13 protein-coding genes are annotated in these 19,892 nt (G+C 38.0%); 3 read left to right on the top strand and 10 right to left on the bottom strand.

What is annotated here, in order from left to right; all coding sequences use genetic code 11:
* Window positions 1-40: 40 nt before the first annotated feature.
* From ACYVHJ_RS23905 to ACYVHJ_RS23890, 4 genes are all read right to left on the bottom strand, one after another.
* Complete coding sequence (locus ACYVHJ_RS23905; protein ID WP_339901330.1) at window positions 41-1,405, bottom strand: GntT/GntP/DsdX family permease; 1,365 nt, start codon at window positions 1,403-1,405, stop codon at window positions 41-43.
* Window positions 1,406-1,473: 68 nt separating this feature from the next.
* Window positions 1,474-2,115 (bottom strand): bifunctional 4-hydroxy-2-oxoglutarate aldolase/2-dehydro-3-deoxy-phosphogluconate aldolase, encoded by a 642-nt coding sequence (locus tag ACYVHJ_RS23900; protein ID WP_339901329.1) that lies wholly within the window; start codon window positions 2,113-2,115, stop codon window positions 1,474-1,476.
* Complete coding sequence (locus ACYVHJ_RS23895) at window positions 2,084-3,073, bottom strand: 2-dehydro-3-deoxygalactonokinase (RefSeq protein WP_460520285.1); 990 nt, start codon at window positions 3,071-3,073, stop codon at window positions 2,084-2,086. Before ACYVHJ_RS23895 ends, ACYVHJ_RS23900 begins: the two co-directional genes overlap by 32 nt.
* Before the next feature lie 326 nt (window positions 3,074-3,399).
* Window positions 3,400-4,524, bottom strand: a complete 1,125-nt coding sequence (locus ACYVHJ_RS23890; RefSeq protein WP_460520282.1) for a DUF748 domain-containing protein — start codon at window positions 4,522-4,524, stop codon at window positions 3,400-3,402.
* Between the two features lie 804 nt (window positions 4,525-5,328).
* Here ACYVHJ_RS23890 and ACYVHJ_RS23885 point away from each other — a divergent pair.
* The 3 genes from ACYVHJ_RS23885 to ACYVHJ_RS23875 are packed head-to-tail and all read left to right on the top strand — an operon-like array spanning window position 5,329 to window position 10,684.
* Complete coding sequence (locus tag ACYVHJ_RS23885) at window positions 5,329-8,667, top strand: SusC/RagA family TonB-linked outer membrane protein (RefSeq protein WP_460520279.1); 3,339 nt, start codon at window positions 5,329-5,331, stop codon at window positions 8,665-8,667.
* Between the two features lie 13 nt (window positions 8,668-8,680).
* Window positions 8,681-10,165, top strand: a complete 1,485-nt coding sequence (locus ACYVHJ_RS23880) for a RagB/SusD family nutrient uptake outer membrane protein (protein WP_339903866.1) — start codon at window positions 8,681-8,683, stop codon at window positions 10,163-10,165.
* Window positions 10,166-10,180: 15 nt separating this feature from the next.
* Complete coding sequence (locus ACYVHJ_RS23875) at window positions 10,181-10,684, top strand: hypothetical protein (RefSeq protein WP_339903865.1); 504 nt, start codon at window positions 10,181-10,183, stop codon at window positions 10,682-10,684.
* Window positions 10,685-10,804: 120 nt separating this feature from the next.
* Here the strand turns inward: ACYVHJ_RS23875 and ACYVHJ_RS23870 are convergent, their stop codons facing one another.
* The 6 genes from ACYVHJ_RS23870 to eat form a co-directional block, all read right to left on the bottom strand.
* Window positions 10,805-13,363, bottom strand: coding sequence for a phosphocholine-specific phospholipase C (locus ACYVHJ_RS23870; RefSeq protein ID WP_460520274.1), 2,559 nt, complete (start codon window positions 13,361-13,363; stop codon window positions 10,805-10,807).
* 251 nt (window positions 13,364-13,614) lie between these two features.
* Window positions 13,615-14,979, bottom strand: coding sequence for an aldehyde dehydrogenase family protein (locus ACYVHJ_RS23865; protein ID WP_460520271.1), 1,365 nt, complete (start codon window positions 14,977-14,979; stop codon window positions 13,615-13,617).
* 2 nt (window positions 14,980-14,981) lie between these two features.
* Window positions 14,982-15,725 carry a gamma-glutamyl-gamma-aminobutyrate hydrolase family protein gene (locus ACYVHJ_RS23860; RefSeq protein ID WP_460520268.1) on the bottom strand — a complete coding sequence of 248 codons (744 nt, stop codon included), beginning with the start codon at window positions 15,723-15,725 and terminating at the stop codon, window positions 14,982-14,984.
* 3 nt (window positions 15,726-15,728) lie between these two features.
* On the bottom strand, window positions 15,729-16,877 hold the full coding sequence (locus ACYVHJ_RS23855) for an iron-containing alcohol dehydrogenase (RefSeq protein WP_460520265.1): 1,149 nt from the start codon (window positions 16,875-16,877) through the stop codon (window positions 15,729-15,731).
* 45 nt (window positions 16,878-16,922) lie between these two features.
* Entirely contained in the window at window positions 16,923-18,287 is a 1,365-nt protein-coding gene (locus ACYVHJ_RS23850; protein ID WP_460520262.1) for a glutamine synthetase family protein, read from the bottom strand.
* Window positions 18,284-19,618 carry an ethanolamine permease gene (gene eat / locus ACYVHJ_RS23845; RefSeq protein WP_339904755.1) on the bottom strand — a complete coding sequence of 445 codons (1,335 nt, stop codon included), beginning with the start codon at window positions 19,616-19,618 and terminating at the stop codon, window positions 18,284-18,286. Before eat ends, ACYVHJ_RS23850 begins: the two co-directional genes overlap by 4 nt.
* Window positions 19,619-19,892: the final 274 nt, after the last annotated feature.

Below are 19,892 nucleotides of genomic sequence, written 5' to 3'. Positions count from 1 at the left end.
AATTTAATATAACAAACTCAACCTACTAGTTTTTAATTAATTACATAAAAATAATGGAAATAGTAAGAACAATTAAAAATCCTGTTAGGGATATTATTGTTTCTAATGTAGTCCAGGTCTGTAAGGTTTCTTTTTCACTTATATTTAAATATTTCTTAACCAACCAAAACCCAGAATCATTAACATGAGATAATATACACGCTCCTGCTGCTATAGCAATCCCAATTAAAGCTTTATGGGGATCAGACATGTCCATATCAATTATTATTGGAGAGATCATACCTGCAGCGGTAACCATGGCCACAGTAGCCGACCCTTGAATGATCCGAATAATGACCGCAATCAGATAAGCCATAACAATGGGAGCTACATTATAGGCTATAAATACTTCTGCAAGTGCTTCTCCTGCACCACTTTGCACCAAAATCTCTTTGAACATCCCACCAGCACCTGTGATCACAATAATAAGTCCTGCCGGAGCAAGGGCCCTGTCCGAAAATTCAAGCAATTGCTTGGCCTTGTAACCTTTTCTATACCCTAAAAAATATAGGGCCACAAGCGTTGCTATGGTCAAGGCAATAAATGGATGTCCTAAAAATTGGGCTATTTCTAGCAAATAATTATCTCCCTTAATATAACCCGTCTCTACTAATAAATTGGAGGTGGTAGCAATTAAAATTAATATCAATGGCAGAATAATTATAAATGCTATTAAATAAAAGTCACTTTTAGAAGCATTACTTGTCGCTTCATCCTTAAACTCTATATGTGATGGAACAGGTACAAATATTTTCTTAGAAATATACTCACCAAAAATAGGCCCTGCCAATATCGCACAAGGCAAGCCCACGATCACCCCAAAAATTATCATCCAACCTAAAGGAGCATTTAATATTTCCGCAACAGCCACCGGCCCGGGAGTAGGTGGTATAAAAGCATGTGTAACAGCCATTCCTGCTAATAGAGGAATGGCATAATGTAATAATGAATTCCCTGATTTATTGGCTAAGGCATAAACCAATGGAATTAAGATAATAAAGCCTACATCCAAAAATACCGGTATAGATACAATAAAACCCGTTAGCATTAATGCCCAAGAAGTTCTCTTTTCCCCAAACCCTTTAATTAAAAAATGAGCCATGGTTTGTGCACCCCCGGAGACCTCTAACAATTTACCTAAAATAGCTCCAAGGCCAACAACAATGGTTATAAAACCTAAAATATCACCCATGCCTTTTTGAAGACTACCTATAAGTTCCATAAATGGCATACCTGATGCCAAGCCTACAAAACAACTGGCCAATAATAAAGAAATAAAGGCATGCACCTTTAATTTCATCACTAATACCAACAACAACAATATAGACAAAGAGGTAATAATAAATAGATAGAGCGTTTGATCCATGGGTTTATTAAATAAAATATAATGGGGGAAATATAAAATAGCCGAAATAGTAGAATTAATTCGGCATATTAATCAGTATCCTGATAGGCTTTTAAAAATTGACTTAGGTGTTTTTTAAGACCTTCCCAATCTTTGTTCTGTAAGAAAGATTTTGGCACCACTGCACTGCCAACACCTACACCAGATGCACCTGCTTTAAAATAGGCCGAAATATTGTCCTTACTGACACCACCGGTAGGCAACAATTTAATAGTATCCAAAGGTCCTAATAAGTCCTTGATATAACTCGGCCCTAATGCGGAAGAAGGAAAGACCTTGACCATATTGGCTCCTAATTTCCATGCTTTATAAACTTCTGTGGGGGTGAAAGCTCCCGGGAATACCGGAACCTGATTGGCCACGCAATATTGAATTACCTCTTGATCTAATATTGGAGTAACGATAAACTGAGCCCCTGCACCTAAAGCAGCATGCAAGTCATTGATATCACAAACGGTTCCAGCCCCTATATTTAGTTCATCGCCGTATTCATTGACCAAGCGAGTGATATCCTCTGTGGCATTTTTCGAGTTCAATGTGATTTCCATAGTGGAAAGGCCTGAAACTTTAAAACATTCAGCGACCTGAAGCAAATCATCGCTATCTAAATTTCTGAAAATGGCTACGATGGGAGCTTTATCAAAAGCTTCCCAGGAAAATGTTTTTTTCATTGTTAATATTTTGATTCAATATTTGAATTTGACCATGAATGACTGATTTGCGAACCCACTCTCGAGGTAAAACTTCAGCTTTGATTCCCAATGTTTCCATTCCAATCGCATAATTTGAATGCAATCTACCCTCGGAACAGAGATAAATACTGGAATCCTTTTCTTCCACCAAATTACTCAGTTCATTTCCAATCAACAAACCGCTTAAATAATGAAAGTTTTCTTCTTTGGTATAGCGGCCAAATAATTCGTTTGTTCTCGTCTTAAAAAACACAGATAATAAAGCATTTGAAGCACCCTCTTCAACGCCAACTTTAAATACCTCTTCGTAACTTTCATTGGAGTCGGTTTTTACACTTTTTGATAAAATACTTTGATAAGCCATTAACTGAAATACTTCCCCAGTCATATAGGTTTTGAAATCGCTTACCTTATAGTCTTCTACCCTAATATGCTTGGAATGAGTCCCCGGAAAAATAAAAACACCCTCGCCTGAGAAATTTTCCAACTGCCTCACCACACCTATCAGTTGGGTCTCCTCCCCTCTCATAACATTGTCCGAACTCCTTAGCCCGGACACCAACAGCAAGGAATGGTCAAAATCATTAGAAATAGGAAAGTAATCCAACCCTACCGAATTACCTTTAACATCAATTGGCAAATCTGCATAAGGCAGTTCTTTAAACCCTATACTTGAAGAGGCCATACCCGAGCAAACGATCAACATACCTTCTAAATTGACATGAAGATTTTCACCCATTTGCTTAATCTCCTTTTTTAATTGGTCGAAATAAAATTTAACTCTATCGACCTCTTTACCAGCTTCTAAGAACTTATGATAGGTAGCTTGTATGCCCATTTCATTTAAATGCTCACCTTCTATACTTCCATCATTTAGATTGACAATCCGTAACCTAAAAGAACTTGTTCCCCAGTCACAACTCAAAAACCTCATCATATTTTATCAAAATTTATCTTAACTCAGATTCATCAATACACCTTCAATCTTCTACCCGATCAAGGTTTTAACAATAAGAAATATGTCGATTGACGTTTAAAATTAGGTAAAAATATTATTTATTACTTGAAAAATATAATCATTAATAGACCTTACCCAAAAAACTCTTAATCCTGATATAATTAAAATATTGCCTATGCCTAATTGTTAATAAATGCATGTACCTGTTTATAAAACTAAATTGTATCTGATAAGCAATACAATTAGCAATGGAGGAAACAGTTAAAAAATGGTTTCTCTGACAGCAATGAAAAATTATACAATTCTTAATTTTCACTATCCCCCTTAAATATACCTTCAAAAAAGCCTGTACTACTTTCCTTTTCCTCAATATTATTTAAATTAATAGACTGCTCAATTGATGGCCTTAAAGCTTGAACAAAAGCATTTCTCAATATTATCATTATGGCCTGACCGGTATGAATGTCGGGATTCTCGAAGGTATTTTCTATGGTGATTTTCGAACCCAATTGATCTTCTTTCTGGTTTTCAAATAGTTCTGCAGCTCCCGCAACGAGGGTCTCCCACAAAACTTGAAGCATATTCCCCTCTTCTTTGTTCCATTGTACCACATTCAAATCTTTTATTAATGGCTTTACATAGCCTTTAAAGTTACCATCCTTAGCAGCAAACTCTGTGAAAACATTGAACTCTCCTTTTTTCACATCAAAATTTCCATAAGCTCTCAAAAAATCATTCAATCCGACCATATCCACTTTTTCAATTTCAGCATTCATATCAAAAGTAGGCTGATCTGCTAAGGCATTTAATTTCACATCTAAATTGAATACACCACCATATGTACTGCCATTTGCATTCAGGGAAGAGGGTAGAGAATCTCCTTCCACCGGATTATTGGTTAAATGAGTTGCAAGAATATTTAAATCTGAAATAAATACATCCACTTCCGGTTTAGATAAGTTGTCTATATAGTGAACTTCTGCTTGTTTGATCTCAAACCGGTTGATATCCAAAGGCATCAATTCCCTGATTAAACCTCTCAAGTCGGAAGTATCTTGCTTTACTTCGGGGTCAACACTTGGGGTATGCACAAAATTTAACTTGGGTTGATTCACCAAAAGCTCACCTACTATTTTCCCTTCAAACAAAGCCTTCCAATGAATTGATAAATCAATATTTGGACATGAAAAAAAGGGTACGGTGTCTACAGCTGCTGTTTGACCAGTGTCTCTTTTTAAGATTTCAATTCCATCAATGACATAAGCACCTCTGATTAAAGCAATATCTATGTCCTCCACTTTACCGGTATATTCGTCCATATCCTTCAACTCTTTATTGACGAAATGAAGTACAATGCTTGGTAGAAACAATCTTAATATGAGTAATAAACTAATAATTATCCCTATACTGATTATCGTTTTTTTTCGCATTTGAGTTATTATTTTGAATATATAAACATTACCACTTGGGGAACTTCGTGAAAATAAAGTTTTTTATTTACTAAAAATTTAATTGAATCTAACCTAAGCCATTCAAAAATTTACTTCACGCAAACGTCTAAATCCAAACCTCTTTAAACCCAAACTTCCCCCAACTCTGAACATTAATTGGCTTCCTTACCACTTTCAACGTTAAGCCCTAAAAGGATTTGGATTTATATTCCCTTAATGAACTTTTAAGGTTTATCCAAATATCATGCCGAAAGTTACATGTATCATATTTGGATTATCCCACAACCGTTTAGATTAAATTTTGAAAAAATATGTACAAAATTTCCACTTATCTTTATTTGTCATTATAATAAAAAAATAACATATTATTAAATTATATCAATACCAATTAAATTTTTACTATTGTTATAATTATAAAATAATTGTTTTATTAAAAAATCAATAAAACAATTGGTTCTCAAAAACTAAAAAATTCAGCTTTTCAATATTATCAAAATCATTACACCTTTTTTATTTTAAATTATTTTTTTATAATTACCTTTTAATCTAGTATTAATTTTCCAACTAATCATTGTACTTAAACACTAAATTCAATTTTAACCATATACCAAATAACTCATTTTGTGAACGTTACCATCATATAATATAGAAATATATTGGTGAAGAATATTCCAATGATTATAAAAAATAAGTAATTAAAAATATCCGATACCATTTATCACATAACAAACTGATATTCATGTAAATATTATAACATCAAATTTAACTATAAACCCAAATGCTATGAAAAAAAGTATACCTCTACGGTGCATAGGACGTAGAAATTTATTCACAGGCCTCCTACTGGCCTCATTAACCGGTAGCACGATGTCTCTTAATCCGGCATTAGCAAAGCCAGATTTTAGTTCATCTACCACAATTAGTAAGGAACATAAATCATTGTACAAATTCCTTTTAGCCGATATAACCATAAAGGGAGTTGTAACAGATCCTGACGGCGAACCATTGCCTGGAGTAACAGTATCTATACCAGGAACTTCTGTAGGCACTGTTACGGACATTGATGGGAGCTATTCAATGTCTGTACCCGAAAATGCCACTTTGGTTTTCTCATTTATAGGATTTGAAAAACAAACCATCGCAATCGGAAGTCGTACCATACTGAATGTTACATTAAAGGAAAACATATCAGCACTTGACGAAGTAGTGGTAATTGGTTATGGTACACAGGAAAGAAAAGATATTTCTACTGCTATCTCCTCAGCATCCGCAGAAGATCTTAAAGACCGACCTTCCTCCAATTTTGTACAATCCTTGCAAGGAAAAATGCCGGGAGTGAGAATATCCAACAATAATTCGGCACCGGGAGGGGGATCCAACATTGTGATCAGAGGAGTAAGTTCAATTAATGCGAGCAACAGTCCTCTGATTGTAATTGACGGCTTTCCAATTAAAGATGGCTACAATAAATCTGAAAACCCATTAAATTCAATTAATCCTGCAGATATCGAATCCATAGAGGTATTAAAAGATGCTTCATCAAGTGCCATCTATGGTACTCAGGCTGCCAATGGTGTCATCTTGGTTACTACTAAAAAAGGTAAATCCGGTAAGCCCAGCATTTCCATCAATGCAACATCAGGTATTCAATCCATGCTAAATAAAGTGGAAGTATTGAATCGGGATCAATTTTTACAAATGATGGATGAATCAAGGGCAGCTGCCTATGTAATCGAAGATCCTAATTTCGGTACCAATGACCCCGAGGCTCCGCTTTGGCAATGGACAGATTCTGATGAAACAAGGATCAGTAATTGGACCAATTACTCTCAGTATTCAGCAGGAATGCAGGACCCATATCAAATGTTTTACCGGTGGATTACGGTTACGGATACCACAAAAAACAGTCCTCACAATACCGATTGGCAGGATGTAATAAGTCAAATGGGTAAAACAAATGATATTCAACTTTCTGCATCCGGGGGAACAGAGGATATCACTTATCGGGTTTCAGGAGGTTACTTTAACCAAGAAGGAATTGTAAAATCCTCAGGTTACGACCGTTTTTCTTTCCGAGCCAACGTGGATATGAAAGTCAATAATTACCTAAAATTGGGTTTGATGTTGGCCCCTTCACTGGAAAACACACAAGTATTGGCCAATACCGAAGGCGGAGGTACAAGAAACCCATTTTACAACGCTTTAGGATTGCCTCCGATTTGGGCACCTACAGACGAAAATGGGGTCCCTCACTATTATGGAACAGAGGCTACCTATGAGAACCCATGGTTTTGGAACTTGGATTTTGCAGTCAATCCTTTGGCGAATTTTCAAATTGAAGACAAGCGAAGAACAGTTAAGAATTTAGCCACTTTGTATACGGAAATCAATTTAATGGAAGGTTTAACATTTCGTTCAGAATTTCATACACAATTTAGATTTTGGGAGAGAAACTACTTCCTTCCTAACTCCATGCCTACAGTTTCACAGCCCTTTTCAAGGTCAAGAGGGATTAATCAGGTCACCTCAAGCTTTAATTGGAATTCTCAAAACTTCCTGACTTATACCAAAAATTTTGATGCCCACTCTTTAAATGCAATGGTGGGGTATTCAGTAGATGAGGCCAGTTATAGAAGTACTTATATCAACAAGTACGATTACCCCACAGATTTAATTCCTACATTGAACCAAGGGACGACCATTGTAAATGCACAAAATGATGCGCGAACGAATCGTTCCAGTGAATCCATGATCGGTAGTTTTGCACGTGTAATCTATAATTATGACAGTAAATATTATTTTACCGGTAGTATCAGAAGAGATGGCTCATCAAAATTCGGTAAAGACAACCGATGGGGTATTTTTCCTTCCATGTCTGTAGCTTGGAGAGCATCCGATGAAAACTTCTTTGAACCTTTCAGAGCTGTAGTGAATGATCTTAAAATCAGAGGAGGTTGGGGAGTAATCGGAAATGCAGGCATAAGTAATTATCTCGCACTTAGCACATTGAATTCAGGAGCCTATGTCTTTGGTGCCGGATCAACACTCGCACCTTCTTATGTGGATGGAAAAGTAGCCAACTCTTCTTTAGGATGGGAAGAAACCACAGATTTCAGTTTGGGTACGGATGTAGAGTTCTTCGATAGCAGAGTGATGTTAAGTGTTGACTATTTCCATAGACTTACTGAAAACATGCTATTTAACCTCCCATTACCGGTGGTTACAGGTTTTAGTTCTTTTATGGCCAATGCGGGCTCCATGAGGAACAGAGGATATGAATATGCTATTTCAACCAGAAATATTGATGGGATTTTCACTTGGAGTACATCGGCCAATCTCTCCTACTACCGAAACCGAGTACTGGATATAGGCAAAGATAAACGACCTATCATTAATAATAATGGTTATACCGCGGAGAACAGACCATTGGCCGGAATCTGGGGCTATTCAAATCTTGGTGCATTCGATGACTGGGAAGATGTAAAAACATCCCCTATTTTCAATCCACACCAGGCCTTATGGAGCAAACGTTCCAATCCCGGCACACCAAAAGCCGCAGACGTCAATGGTGATGGTATTTTAGATAGCAATGACCAAACTGTAATCGGACAAAACAACCCTTCATTTGTATGGGGAATGACCAATAACTTCGGTTACAAAGATTTTGATTTTTCTGTTCATGTGAATGGGGTACAAGGAGGAGACCTGTCCATGGTTGAATTTGAAAGTATGCTTGGAAGAGGAGGAGGAAGAAGGAGTATGACAACTGAGTATTTTAATAATTACTGGACTCCTTACAGAACTGACGGAGCCTATGCTTCTCCAACCAGGAAAAGTGCGGATGGTTCCAGTGTCTCCGGTAGCTTGGTTTTTAAGGGAACTTATGTAAATATCCAAAATGTGGTTTTGGGCTATACCTTACCTAACGAAATTGCAAGTAGAGCAAACATAAATAATTTGCGCGTTTATTTGAGTGTACAGAATGCTTTCTTCTTTACCAAATACCCTGGATACAATCCAGAGGTTAACTACCGAGGAAACTCTGCATTGTCTCAAGGCATAGACAGGGGAGCCTATCCTTTGGCCAGGACCATCAGTTTAGGAATCAACTTAGCATTGTAAAAAACTCTAAATCATGAAAAAAATATTAAACCTACTTATAATAGTTAGCCTCCTCTTCTCTTGCTCGGAAGAATTTCTTGACAGGCAACCTGAGGATGCACTTTCAACAGGAGCATTTTATAACAACCCTTCAGAAATAAAAGCCGGTTTGGCAGCTTGCTATGCACCTTTTCAAAATATATACTCCCGGAATCAGGTTCCTCAATATTTGGAAATCTCTTCTGACGATGGAAAAGATGTGTTATGGCAGAGCAATGACTACCTGATGAAAAAGAATACAGGAAATTCTCGTTCCAATTTTTGGAGAGACCATTATAAAGTCATTGTCAACTCTAATAATATTATTGACATAATTGACAATTATACCCCATTGAATACTGATGAGGAAGAGTTGGTTAAAGTCTACCAAGCAGAAGCTAAATTCCTGCGAGCTTTGGCTTATTTTAACCTAGTTAGGCTTTATGGAGATGTTCCAAAAGTAGTGGAAAGATTAGACGACCCAAACCAGGCCATCGGTATAGGAAGGACTTCAATAGACGAGATTTATTCTTCTGTGATTATTCCTGACTTGGAAGCAGCCATTGCCGGTTGTTTGAAAAAGGATGACGTTGGTTTGCAAGGAGAAGAAGCCAGGGCTACCAAAGGAGCTGCTATGACAATTTTGGGAAAGGTTCATTTAACGATGAATAATCCTACACAAGCTGAAGCCGTATTGAAAAGACTGATCGTAGACAAAGAGGCAGGCAATTATTCTTTATTAAATGATTTTGATGCCATTCATAAGCCGGATAACAAATTCAACGATGAATCCATTTTTGAGATCAATTATAATGCGACTTTGGGTCAACCTAACTTTCTCTTTAAATGGATGACCAACGAAAATGGATACCTGTACGGCATTGCTTCAGGGGGTGGGCCAATTGTTATGTTCAATTTTATGCAAGAATTTGTGGAAGACAATGACTGGATTGATGAGCCTGATTGGACAAGATACAATACTACCTTAGATTCAGGTAAACTGGAAGGGGGAAGCCCAGAATTACAACCTTGGCCTAAAAAGTTTACCCCGGAAACAAGCACCTTAGCACAATACAACATCACAGGTACCGATTTTAATTATATGGTCACAAGATATGCAGATGCATTATTGATGTATGGTGAAGCCTTGGTAGCGAATAATAAAGCAAGTGAAGCCCTACCCTACTTTAACAGGGTAAGAGAAAGAGCAGGTTTGAAAGGTTTGACTGTGGACCAACTCGATATTGAACAAATCTTACATGAAAGAAGGGTTGAATTGGCATTTGAAGGACATCGGTTTTTTGATTTGGTAAGAACCGGAAAAGCAGTAGAAAAAATCTCCTGGGCACTAATGAATGTGGTTGGTTTTGATGCCAGAATATTTACTACAGAACCAATTGAAGAATACCAGCTTTTGTTACCTATCCCGGTTACTGAGATTCAAAAGGATGCTTCACTTAATCAAAACCCAGGCTACTAAATAAAATATAAGAAAATGAAAAAGACATATAATTTAATCCTCATGGGCATGCTTGCCCCATTGGTTCTTTTTTCCTGTTTACAGGAAGACATTGTGCCCAATCCTACCGTTCAAAGCGTAGAAATGTACATGATGGATATAGAAGGAAATGATTCTTTAATCACTCAACCTACGGTGAACAAAGCCTTCCGTTTTGTAGTGAATACTGATGCGGACATTGCTACAGTTTGGCCGGGGGGAGAACGTAGAATCGTAAAGAAAGTAAATACGGAAACAGACTCTTTGGATATGTTCGGCAATCCCGTGCTAATTGTAAGTGATTATTACTCTGATTATGGACTCGTAAAAGCAAGAGGTTTTAAAACCGCTTTGGGAGAAACCGGTTGGTACACTTCCTATACCTATAAAGAAGTTGGAGAATTTGACTTAACGATTCTGGTAACCAACCATGGGTACAATAGTGCAGATTACAAACAAGTGGTTTATGAGGCCGGAAAAGTAACAGTTGTAGAAGAATAAATATTTCATCAAATAGTGAACGAATAAAAAAGGACCTTTTCAAATACATAGAAAAGGTCCTTTTTATTGTACTGGTAAAATTGAAATTAAGCCTCAGGAATCAATTTAATAGGGGGAAATTTAGCTCAGGTCAATGGACAACTCTCCTCCCATCAATGGATCTGAGATACTGTCTTTTCCTAATTCTATGCGTCCACAGTACCGTCTACTAAAAGCTTTATTTCCTTGTGCAACCAAGGTAAAATCGTACCAACCTTGGCTTTTTACCGTTGGCACGCGTACAGGCTTTTTCTCTCTCGGCTTGAGGTCTATGGATTTTTCACCATGTTTGTAGGCATTATCAGTCACCTTCACTGATAATACTACATTAGAAATGTTTTCAATTTCTATTAAGTAAACACCGTTTTTACTTTCGCCACCATCTGCCGTAAACGAAGATACCAAAGACAATTTGGGATCATTTTTATTGCCCTTAAACTCTCTGAAGAAACCATTTGGGCCATATACCTGCAGATGATACATCTCTCCCCCAAAAGCATCCAAAGGCCATTCATAATCCAATACGTCCCCTGCTTTTACTGCAAAAGACCAATTCATTGCGGACTCATAGGCACTAGTTTTAGGATTTCTATATGATCCGGGTGCATAGACCAAAAACGGTGCTCCTAGCGCTTTGTCGCCAAATTTCTTTTTCGATGCCTCTAAGTTTAGCACAATGGCTTTTCGGGAACGATCAATCTCCCCTTCCACATACAATTCATAGGCAAGGGCATTGGAGGGTTTGGTTCCCGGCTCTTGCTTTGGCAATAATGGCGACTGCAAAAAGCTGTTATTGACCTGACTTATTTCACTGTCTGTTAAAATTTTAAAATTGTCAGGAATGTCTTTATAACTTGCATTAAGAATTTTCTTCACATGCCCTTCCATGGTTAGGAAATTAGGTAGATCAATTTCTTCTCCATTAAAAGGTCTAAATACTGAAGTAAGATCCCCACTTATGGTTCTTCTCCAAGAGCTGATATTCTCCTCTTCAATTTTTTTCCCAGTTTTATGGGATAAAAACTTTTCCATAAACATAATGGTGGAAGAAATATCACAAACTTGAGAATTGACCCATCCACCTCTACTCCAAGGCGAAGCCACAATTAAAGGCACCCTATATCCCAATCCAACAGGACTTTCACGCACATCTTCTACATCCATGCCTGGATAATTTTCCTCTTGTTCTTTGAATACAAATTCTGTTCTGGCGTCTATTCCATTGGAAACTTTACCTGTTGTAGGGTCATAAGGTTTTGGTGGAACAAATGGTGGTACATGATCAAAGTACCCGTCATTTTCATCATAATTCAGGATAAAAATAGTTTTTTTCCAAACTTCAGGATTTTTAGTTAGAATCTCCAAAGCTTCTGAAACATACCAAGCCCCATACCAAGGAGCACTCGGGTGGTCTGAGAAGTTTTTTGGTGCGACCAAATACGAAACTGTGGGGAGCTTACCGGAGTTTACATCCTTTCTAAATTCGTGGAAAATATCTCCTTTAGGAATTTTAGTCGCTCTTTTTTCTCCATCTTCCTCATATTCCAAGATCTCCGTTTTGTGGTAATCAGGATCTGCAATATTCGTTGTAAATGCGCGCTGATGCATTTCCTTTTCCCGAGATGTTAACTTTTCAAAAGCCTTAGGCCCAAATTTCTCTATGGACGCTTTGACAAAAACAAGGGCCTCTCTTTTGGAAGCGATTTCTTTTTTAATACCGGCTTTATCGGTTTCCACTGCTTCCTTAAGGGAAGCTTCTAACTTTGAAATTTCAGCCGGCAGGCTATTTTGTTTGTGTATTAAAAACTCATAATGTCCCGGAGTAAAGCGAACCTCAAACTGTTTGAACCATTCCAGGTTATTGTCTGTGAAATTTGCAAGCCAAGACCTATCATCACCTTCCAACATGGTAGGTAAACTTACCTCATTTTGGTATACCTTCCAAGACACGCCATTGTCTTGCAAGCGATCAGGAAAGGTTTTCCACTCCACTTCTTTTCCGTAAGTATGCTCTCCGTTTCTTACCAGAGGCTTTTCACCAACTTTCCCTACCGTTTTTCCAGCCCAGTGATAATTTCGATTGGTAGTGGTACCGGTAAGGGCTGCGCAAAAATGTTGGTCACAAACAGTAAATGCATCTGCAAAGGCATAATAAAATGGAATGTCCTGCCTTTCATAAAAACCCATGGTCATCGGTACATGTTTGTATTCTTTTCTTCCGGGTCTCTTGGCTTCAATCCAACCGTCATACTTTCCGTTATTTCGCGCATCTACTTGATTTTCCCAAGAATGAGGAATATCACTCATCCAGGTCGCTTTGGTCTCATTTATATTAAACCTAAAAGGAGTAAAAGCATTTCCTTGATTGTCTCTTTGAATCCAAACTTTGTCTTTGTTAGGCAATGAAATGGTCCTTGGGTCATTGTATCCTCTAACTCCTTTTAATTTACCAAAACAATGGTCAAAGGAGCGATTTTCTTGCATCAATAAGACTACATGCTCTGCGTCAAGATAGGTAGTTCCGGGGTCCGGATTAATGGCCATGGCTTTTTCTATGGAAGCAGGTAAAACTCCCCATAGTCCCATGCCTCCGGAAAAAAGTGCTGCTTTTTTCAGAAAATCTCTTCTGTTCTCATTCATAATTTAAATACGATATAAAACACTAATAAAATCTTAATCCTCATAGTTATACTATGGGATAATCCATCCGCTTTAGTCTCCAATTTTCTTTTGCTCAAGCGTAAAATTAAAGTTTTACGGAGCAAACCGTAGAGATAAATTATTGCCAAATGGTTAATTCTCTACTAAGCCAATAAATTAATAAAGACTGAACTTGAATGAAAATCAAAAGAATTATTACTAAAACTAAAGATTGCTAGATTTAAAGCCGGCTACCCCCTCAATTGATACGCTTTAGGCTGGGTAAATGCCCTTATGCCCATATAAGATAAGGTCACTCCCAAACCGGAATTTTTCCTCCCAGTCCAAGGGAGATTTGGGCTTACCCTATCACAACAATTGACATAGACTGTTCCTGAAGGCAAACTTTCTAACAATTGTTTGGCCCTTGGTTCATCACCTGAGAATACGGCTGCAGTAAGACCAAAAGCAGTGTCTTTCATCAATTTAAGAGCCTCTTCATCATTTTTGACTTTTTGAATGCCGATAACAGGTCCAAAAGACTCCTCTTTCATAAGCTCCATACTGTGATTGACTTCAGTCAATACCGCCGGTTCTAGGAAATACCCTTTTTCTCCCCATTGTTTTCCTCCTGTGAGTAACTTGGCACCTTTTTCCTTGGCATCAGCTATCTGAGAAAGGATGAAATTCATTTGATCTTTTCTGGTGAGTGCGCCTATAAAGGTTTCCTCTGCCAATGGATCCCCAATTTTATAAGTAGAAACCTCACTTACGAAAGCCTCTACAAATGCATCATAAATGTCTTCATGAACATATATTCTTTCCACCGCACAGCAACTTTGACCATTATTATAAAATGCTCCCTCTGCTGCATTGATGGCTGCTTGTTTCACATCCGCCACATCATTCATTACATACAAAGGGTCTTTTCCGCCGAGTTCCAACTGAACAGGAACTAGTTTCGAAGCCACTTTTTGGGCAATGTACTTTCCGGTTTTATAAGAACCTGTAAAAAAGTAACCTTCCAGGTCTGCCTCTAGCAATAACTCCCCCACTTCAGCTCCACCAATAAAACATTCAAAAGCATCCTTAGGAATGCCGGCTTCCCAAAGCAGTTCTCTAAACTTAAGCCCAGTGAGGGTAGCGTATTCTGATGGCTTATAGGCCACTGCATTGCCCGCCAGCAAAGCATATAAGAACACGTTGTAACCAACATTATAAGGGAAATTCCAAGCAGAAATATTTGCAATTACCCCCAGGGGCTCAAAAGAGATTTCTTCTCGCGTATCTCCTTCTTCAGTAATGACTTCCTTCTTGAGGTATTTCAATGCATCCTTTTGAATATGTGCGATTCGATTTTGCGCTCCTGTGATTTCATTTTTAGCTTGCTGAATAGGTTTACCTGTTTCGGAAGTTAATATAAGTGCCAATTCCTCCAAATTGTCCATCACTAGGTCACCATATTTTTTAATAATGGCAACTCTCTCTTCCAAAGGTACACGTGCCCACTTAATTTGTCCTTCTTTTAGCGCAGCAATTCTACTACTAACTTCAACGGCAGTATCTTCTTTTAAATGTTTTATAACACCTTCGGTAGCAGGGTTGATAATTTCCATTCTTATTGATTTTTAACTTTTTCTATAAAATATTCATACAGTTTTAAGGGGTCCAATAATGGAGCTCCTTTACCCACCGAAAACTCAGGGTGCCATTGCACTCCTAACACATTTCCTTCTTTGTTTTGCAGGGCTTCTATTATTCCATCATTTTTGCTAACGGCCAAGATCTCCAAACCATTCCCTATGCTTTTTACGCCTTGATGATGAACAGAATTTACAACAGCCCGATCAGTATCATCATAAATTAAATCCAAGGTTTTACCTTGTTCAAAAACAATTTCGTGAACCAAGGAATCATATTTCTCAGCATCCCTGTGCTGCATGGCCTCCGGTTTCTGCATAGAGATATCTTGGTATAAGTTACCACCAAAACACACATTCATCAACTGGAAGCCTCTACAAATTGCCAAAACCGGCTTATGATGCTTAACAGCGTATTCCATTATCCTCATTTCATAGGTATCCCTATAGGCATCACCCAGCCATTTGCCGGGTACTATAGGCGTCTCATTATAAGTTTCCGGAGCCAAATCTGTTCCACCTTGAAAAACAAATCCATCTAGTTCTGCCAAGATATCCTCTAATTGACTCATGGGTAGGTCTGGCAGCAATACTGGAAGAATACCTTTTTGTGACACATAACTGAACATATCACATTCCACATAGGCCAAATTTTTAGGACCAAACACAATCCGAGAAGGCTCCTTATACATGAAGCATGCACTTATTCCAATTTTCAACATATTCTATAGGGCACCTTTATAAATTGATTTAAAGTCAGCTTCAGTGACAGGTTTTGGATTGTTTGGATGACAGAAATCTGCAATAGCAAGTGACGCCAATGTATCAATATGATCTTCTTTAACGCCAATTGCTGAAAGATTTGATGGCAAGCCCAGGGTATTGTTTAAGTCATTGATGTATTGGATAAATTTCTTACCCTCTCCTTGTTTTAATCCAACCATAAGGCCCATTTGCTCATACCTATCCTCAAACCCTTCATAGTTGAATTCAAGTCCATAGGGTAAATTAATGGCATTTGCCAAGCCATGGTGTGTGTCTAGCAAACTGGATAATGGGTGGGCCAAACTGTGAACGATTCCCAAACCTTTTTGAAAAGCTATCGCTCCCATCATGGATGCCATTAACATCTTGCTCCTTGACTCCAAATCTGGTTTCAAGGTAGCTGTTTCTATGGATTCACCAATCAGCTTAATGCCTTCCAATGCTATCCCACTACACATAGGATTCCAATTTTTAGAGAGATAGGCTTCAATATTGTGTGTAAAAGCATCCATGCCCGTAGCTGCAGTAACAAATGAAGGCAAGTCCATAGTAAGTTCCGGATCTGCAAATACTATTTTTGCCATAAGGGTAGGTGCAAATAGTATTCTTTTCTTCTTGCTTTCATCTTCAGATATAATGGCACTTCTTCCTACTTCACTCCCAGTACCGGAAGTGGTAGGTACGGTAACAAAATGTGGAATTGGCTCGGTTACGTATTTATCTCCCCCAATTAAATCATCATAAACAAATAGATCACTATGGTGATTAATGCTTAAAGCAATTGCCCTTGCTACATCCAAAGCCACTCCACCACCAATGCCCACAATTACATCTCTATCGGTGGACTGATACGAAGTCTTACCTTTAAGAACATCTGACTTGACAGGGTTTTTATGAACATCAGAAAAAACCTCAACAGACAAACCTGATTGACTCAATTGACCTTCTATTTTTTTAAAGAAATCGAGTTCTCTAACAATTGGGTCAGTTACCAATAGTGGCCGAGACAATTGATTTTGCTTTAAATAATCAGCCAGTTCACTGATAACACCTACACCAAATCTTATGGTCGTAGGAAAACTAAAATTATATTTTTGAAGAATATCCATTATGATAAATGAAAACTATAGTGATTAAATGTATTGAAGTCGAGATTAAATAATTTCAAAATAACGTTTCCTTTCCCAATCTGTCACATTGGAGGCAAATTCGCGACATTCCCATTCGCGCGTTTTGCAAAAATGATCGACAAAGGCCTCTCCAAACAATGACTTGGCAATGCTTGAATTTTTCATGGCTTCTGTGGCTTCTTTTAGTGAGGAAGGAATTGAACCATTGGAATAATCTTCATAACCATTGCCTACGGTGGCAGGTTTATCCAAAGCCAATTTGTTCTGAATACCATATAAGCCGGAAGCCAGACAAGCTGCCATGGCCAGATAAGGGTTAACATCGGATCCTATAACCCTGGTTTCTAGACGAGTAGATTTAGCTCCACCGGAAAGTATTCTTAAAGCAGTGGTTCTATTGTCCTTTGCCCATGTCAAAGTGGTAGGTGCCCAGGCTCCCTCTACCAACCTCTTGTAACTATTGATAGTGGGGGCAAACATTGGCAAAATATAGGGTAAACATTTAAGTTGACCTGCCACGTAATGACGCATGGTACTACTCATGTTCCATTCTGCATTGGCATCATAGAACAAGTTATTCTTTAGGTCCATGTCCCAAATACTTTGGTGTACATGTCCACCATTTCCAGGCAATTCCTCAGACCATTTGGCCATAAAGGTAGCCATGACACCGTGTCTATAGGCAATTTCTTTAACACTACTTTTGAATAGTACTGCACGGTCTGCTGCCAGTAAAATATCACTGTACTGTATGGCAGCTTCATAAACACCCGGACCGGTTTCTGTGTGCAGGCCTTCCAATGGTATGTCAAATTTATGACACAGGTCAAACAAGTCATTGAAAAACTCACTTTTCAATGATGATCTTAAAATAGAGTAACCGAACATTCCCGGGGTCATGGGTTTGGTATCTGCACAATTTTTACTTTCATAACCATCGGGTGTACTTTCAAAGTTAAACCATTCAAATTCTTGAGAAAATTGAGGAATAAAACCAGCCTCTAATGCTTCCTTTTGCACATTTTTCAATAAGGTTCTTGGACAAACTAAGGCCCCATTTTCCTTGTCATTACTGAAATCAGCCAAAAAGAAGGGAAGGTCATTCTCCCATGGTATTTTTCTGTAGGTAGAAGAATCAATATTGGCTTGAAAATCGGGATAGCCGGTATGCCAGCCAGTAACAGATACATTGTCATAGGATTTGTCTTGCATGTCCCAGCCAAAGACAACCGCACAAAATCCCAATCCTCCATCCAATATGGAAAAGAATTTGTCCAGAGAAACAACTTTCCCGCGGAGGACTCCATCAATGTCCACAATGGCTAATTTTACTTTATTAAATGAACTGTTTTTTAAACTTGATTTGACTTCTTCTTTACTTAATTTCATGAAGTTTTTGTCTTGTTAAGGAATAATACAAAGAATAAATAAGCTCCTAATAGCATGGCGAAAAAAATCACGGCCAAATTAAAGTTATAAATGATCATGGCAATTAGTGAAAGACTAGCAATGATCAGGGCTATCATAGGAAACAAAGGGTAATAGGGCACCTTAAAAGGCCTTTCCAGCTCCGGTTCATTTTTTCTTAGCTTGAGAAAAGCAAGCATAGACAATATATACAAACACAAGGCACCAAACACAGCAATCGTGATTATTTCCCCGGTTTTGCCCGTAAATAAAGCAATAATCCCGATCAGCATATTAAAAATAAGGGCATTGACTGGGGTTTTAAATTTTTTATTTACCGCTCCGATGGCCTTAGGAGCATAGCCCACACGACCGAATTCAAAGGTGGTACGTCCTGCCGCAAGAATGATCCCATTAAAGGACGCCACCAAGCCGAAGAGCGCTATAAAGGCCAACAGGTGATAATAAAACTGGTTATCACCCGTGACCAATCCCATGGCCAATGGCAGGGGTGAATCAGAAGCAACTCCGGAACTATCAGGATAAACAATGGCTTCCCAGCCTCCAACACCAACGGCCGCCATAAATGTAAGCACACATAAAATAACCAATGTCAGTAAGGCAAAGCCAAAGCCTTTTAATATATTTTTTTGTGGGTTAATCGTCTCCTCGGCAACATTGGCAACCCCTTCTATGGCTAGAAAAAACCAAATAGCAAATGGAATGGCTGCAACCACTCCCATATAACCATTGGGCAAGGCATTGATTTGCAAATTTTCCATTTTGAATGCAGGTAAAGTCACTCCTGCAAAAAACAACAATCCCAATACAGCGATAATTGTTATAAATAGTTCAAAGGTAGCTGCCACTTGCAGACCTACAATATTTAATCCTGTAAAAATCAAATAGGCGACGACTCCTATCAATAAGGCGTCCAACTCAGGAAAAAATATCCCAAAATAAGCACCTATGGCAGAAGCTATTGCAGGTGGTGCAAAAATAAATTCAATATTCTGGGACATCCCTGCCAAAAAACCCAAATGTTTTCCTAAACCACGCTCAGCATATGAAAAAGCTCCTCCGGCTTTAGGAATAGCACAGGCCATTTCTGTGTAACTGAAGGTGAAAGTAACATACATGATTATGATAAAAAATATGGCGATACCCGCACCTAATGTTCCACCTTCAGCAAGCCCTAAATTCCATCCAAAATAATTCCCTGATATGACGTATCCGACACCCAAACCCCACAGCATAAAAGGGCCTAATGTCTTCTTTAATTCTTGTTCATTTCCTTTGGATTCTTGATTCATATAGTGTTTACTTTTGGATGAGAAAATGGGCCATGTCCAAACTATTTCATGACAGGAAAAAGACCAAGCTCATGCATTAAGTTTGATTTTTTTAAAAAAGGACCTCCTAAAATTAAAAATTAATTTGAAATAACATGTAATTGATCAAAATTAATTAGTGAAAAAAATGCCTTTAAAAAAAAATTAGAGGGGATTTTAAGAAATTTCGGAAGAAAAATATCTTAAACCCAACAAGCCAAGAGTTAAATGTTTTTTACCATTTACCTTCTCTAAA

It is taken from the genome of Cyclobacterium sediminis (assembly GCF_054781075.1).
Note: the sequence above shows the minus strand (reverse complement) of the source record. Positions and strands in the feature narration are given on the sequence as shown.

Bases quoted from the DNA above. Each gene is read 5' to 3' on its own strand.
- ACYVHJ_RS23905 (WP_339901330.1), bottom strand. From the start codon at position 1,405: ATGGATCAAACGCTCTATCTATTTATTATTACCTCTTTGTCTATATTG.
- ACYVHJ_RS23900 (WP_339901329.1), bottom strand. From the start codon at position 2,115: ATGAAAAAAACATTTTCCTGGGAAGCTTTTGATAAAGCTCCCATCGTA.
- ACYVHJ_RS23895 (WP_460520285.1), bottom strand. From the start codon at position 3,073: ATGATGAGGTTTTTGAGTTGTGACTGGGGAACAAGTTCTTTTAGGTTA.
- ACYVHJ_RS23890 (WP_460520282.1), bottom strand. From the start codon at position 4,524: ATGCGAAAAAAAACGATAATCAGTATAGGGATAATTATTAGTTTATTA.
- ACYVHJ_RS23885 (WP_460520279.1), top strand. From the start codon at position 5,329: ATGAAAAAAAGTATACCTCTACGGTGCATAGGACGTAGAAATTTATTC.
- ACYVHJ_RS23880 (WP_339903866.1), top strand. From the start codon at position 8,681: ATGAAAAAAATATTAAACCTACTTATAATAGTTAGCCTCCTCTTCTCT.
- ACYVHJ_RS23875 (WP_339903865.1), top strand. From the start codon at position 10,181: ATGAAAAAGACATATAATTTAATCCTCATGGGCATGCTTGCCCCATTG.
- ACYVHJ_RS23870 (WP_460520274.1), bottom strand. From the start codon at position 13,363: ATGAATGAGAACAGAAGAGATTTTCTGAAAAAAGCAGCACTTTTTTCC.
- ACYVHJ_RS23865 (WP_460520271.1), bottom strand. From the start codon at position 14,979: ATGGAAATTATCAACCCTGCTACCGAAGGTGTTATAAAACATTTAAAA.
- ACYVHJ_RS23860 (WP_460520268.1), bottom strand. From the start codon at position 15,725: ATGTTGAAAATTGGAATAAGTGCATGCTTCATGTATAAGGAGCCTTCT.
- ACYVHJ_RS23855 (WP_460520265.1), bottom strand. From the start codon at position 16,877: ATGGATATTCTTCAAAAATATAATTTTAGTTTTCCTACGACCATAAGA.
- ACYVHJ_RS23850 (WP_460520262.1), bottom strand. From the start codon at position 18,287: ATGAAATTAAGTAAAGAAGAAGTCAAATCAAGTTTAAAAAACAGTTCA.
- eat (WP_339904755.1), bottom strand. From the start codon at position 19,618: ATGAATCAAGAATCCAAAGGAAATGAACAAGAATTAAAGAAGACATTA.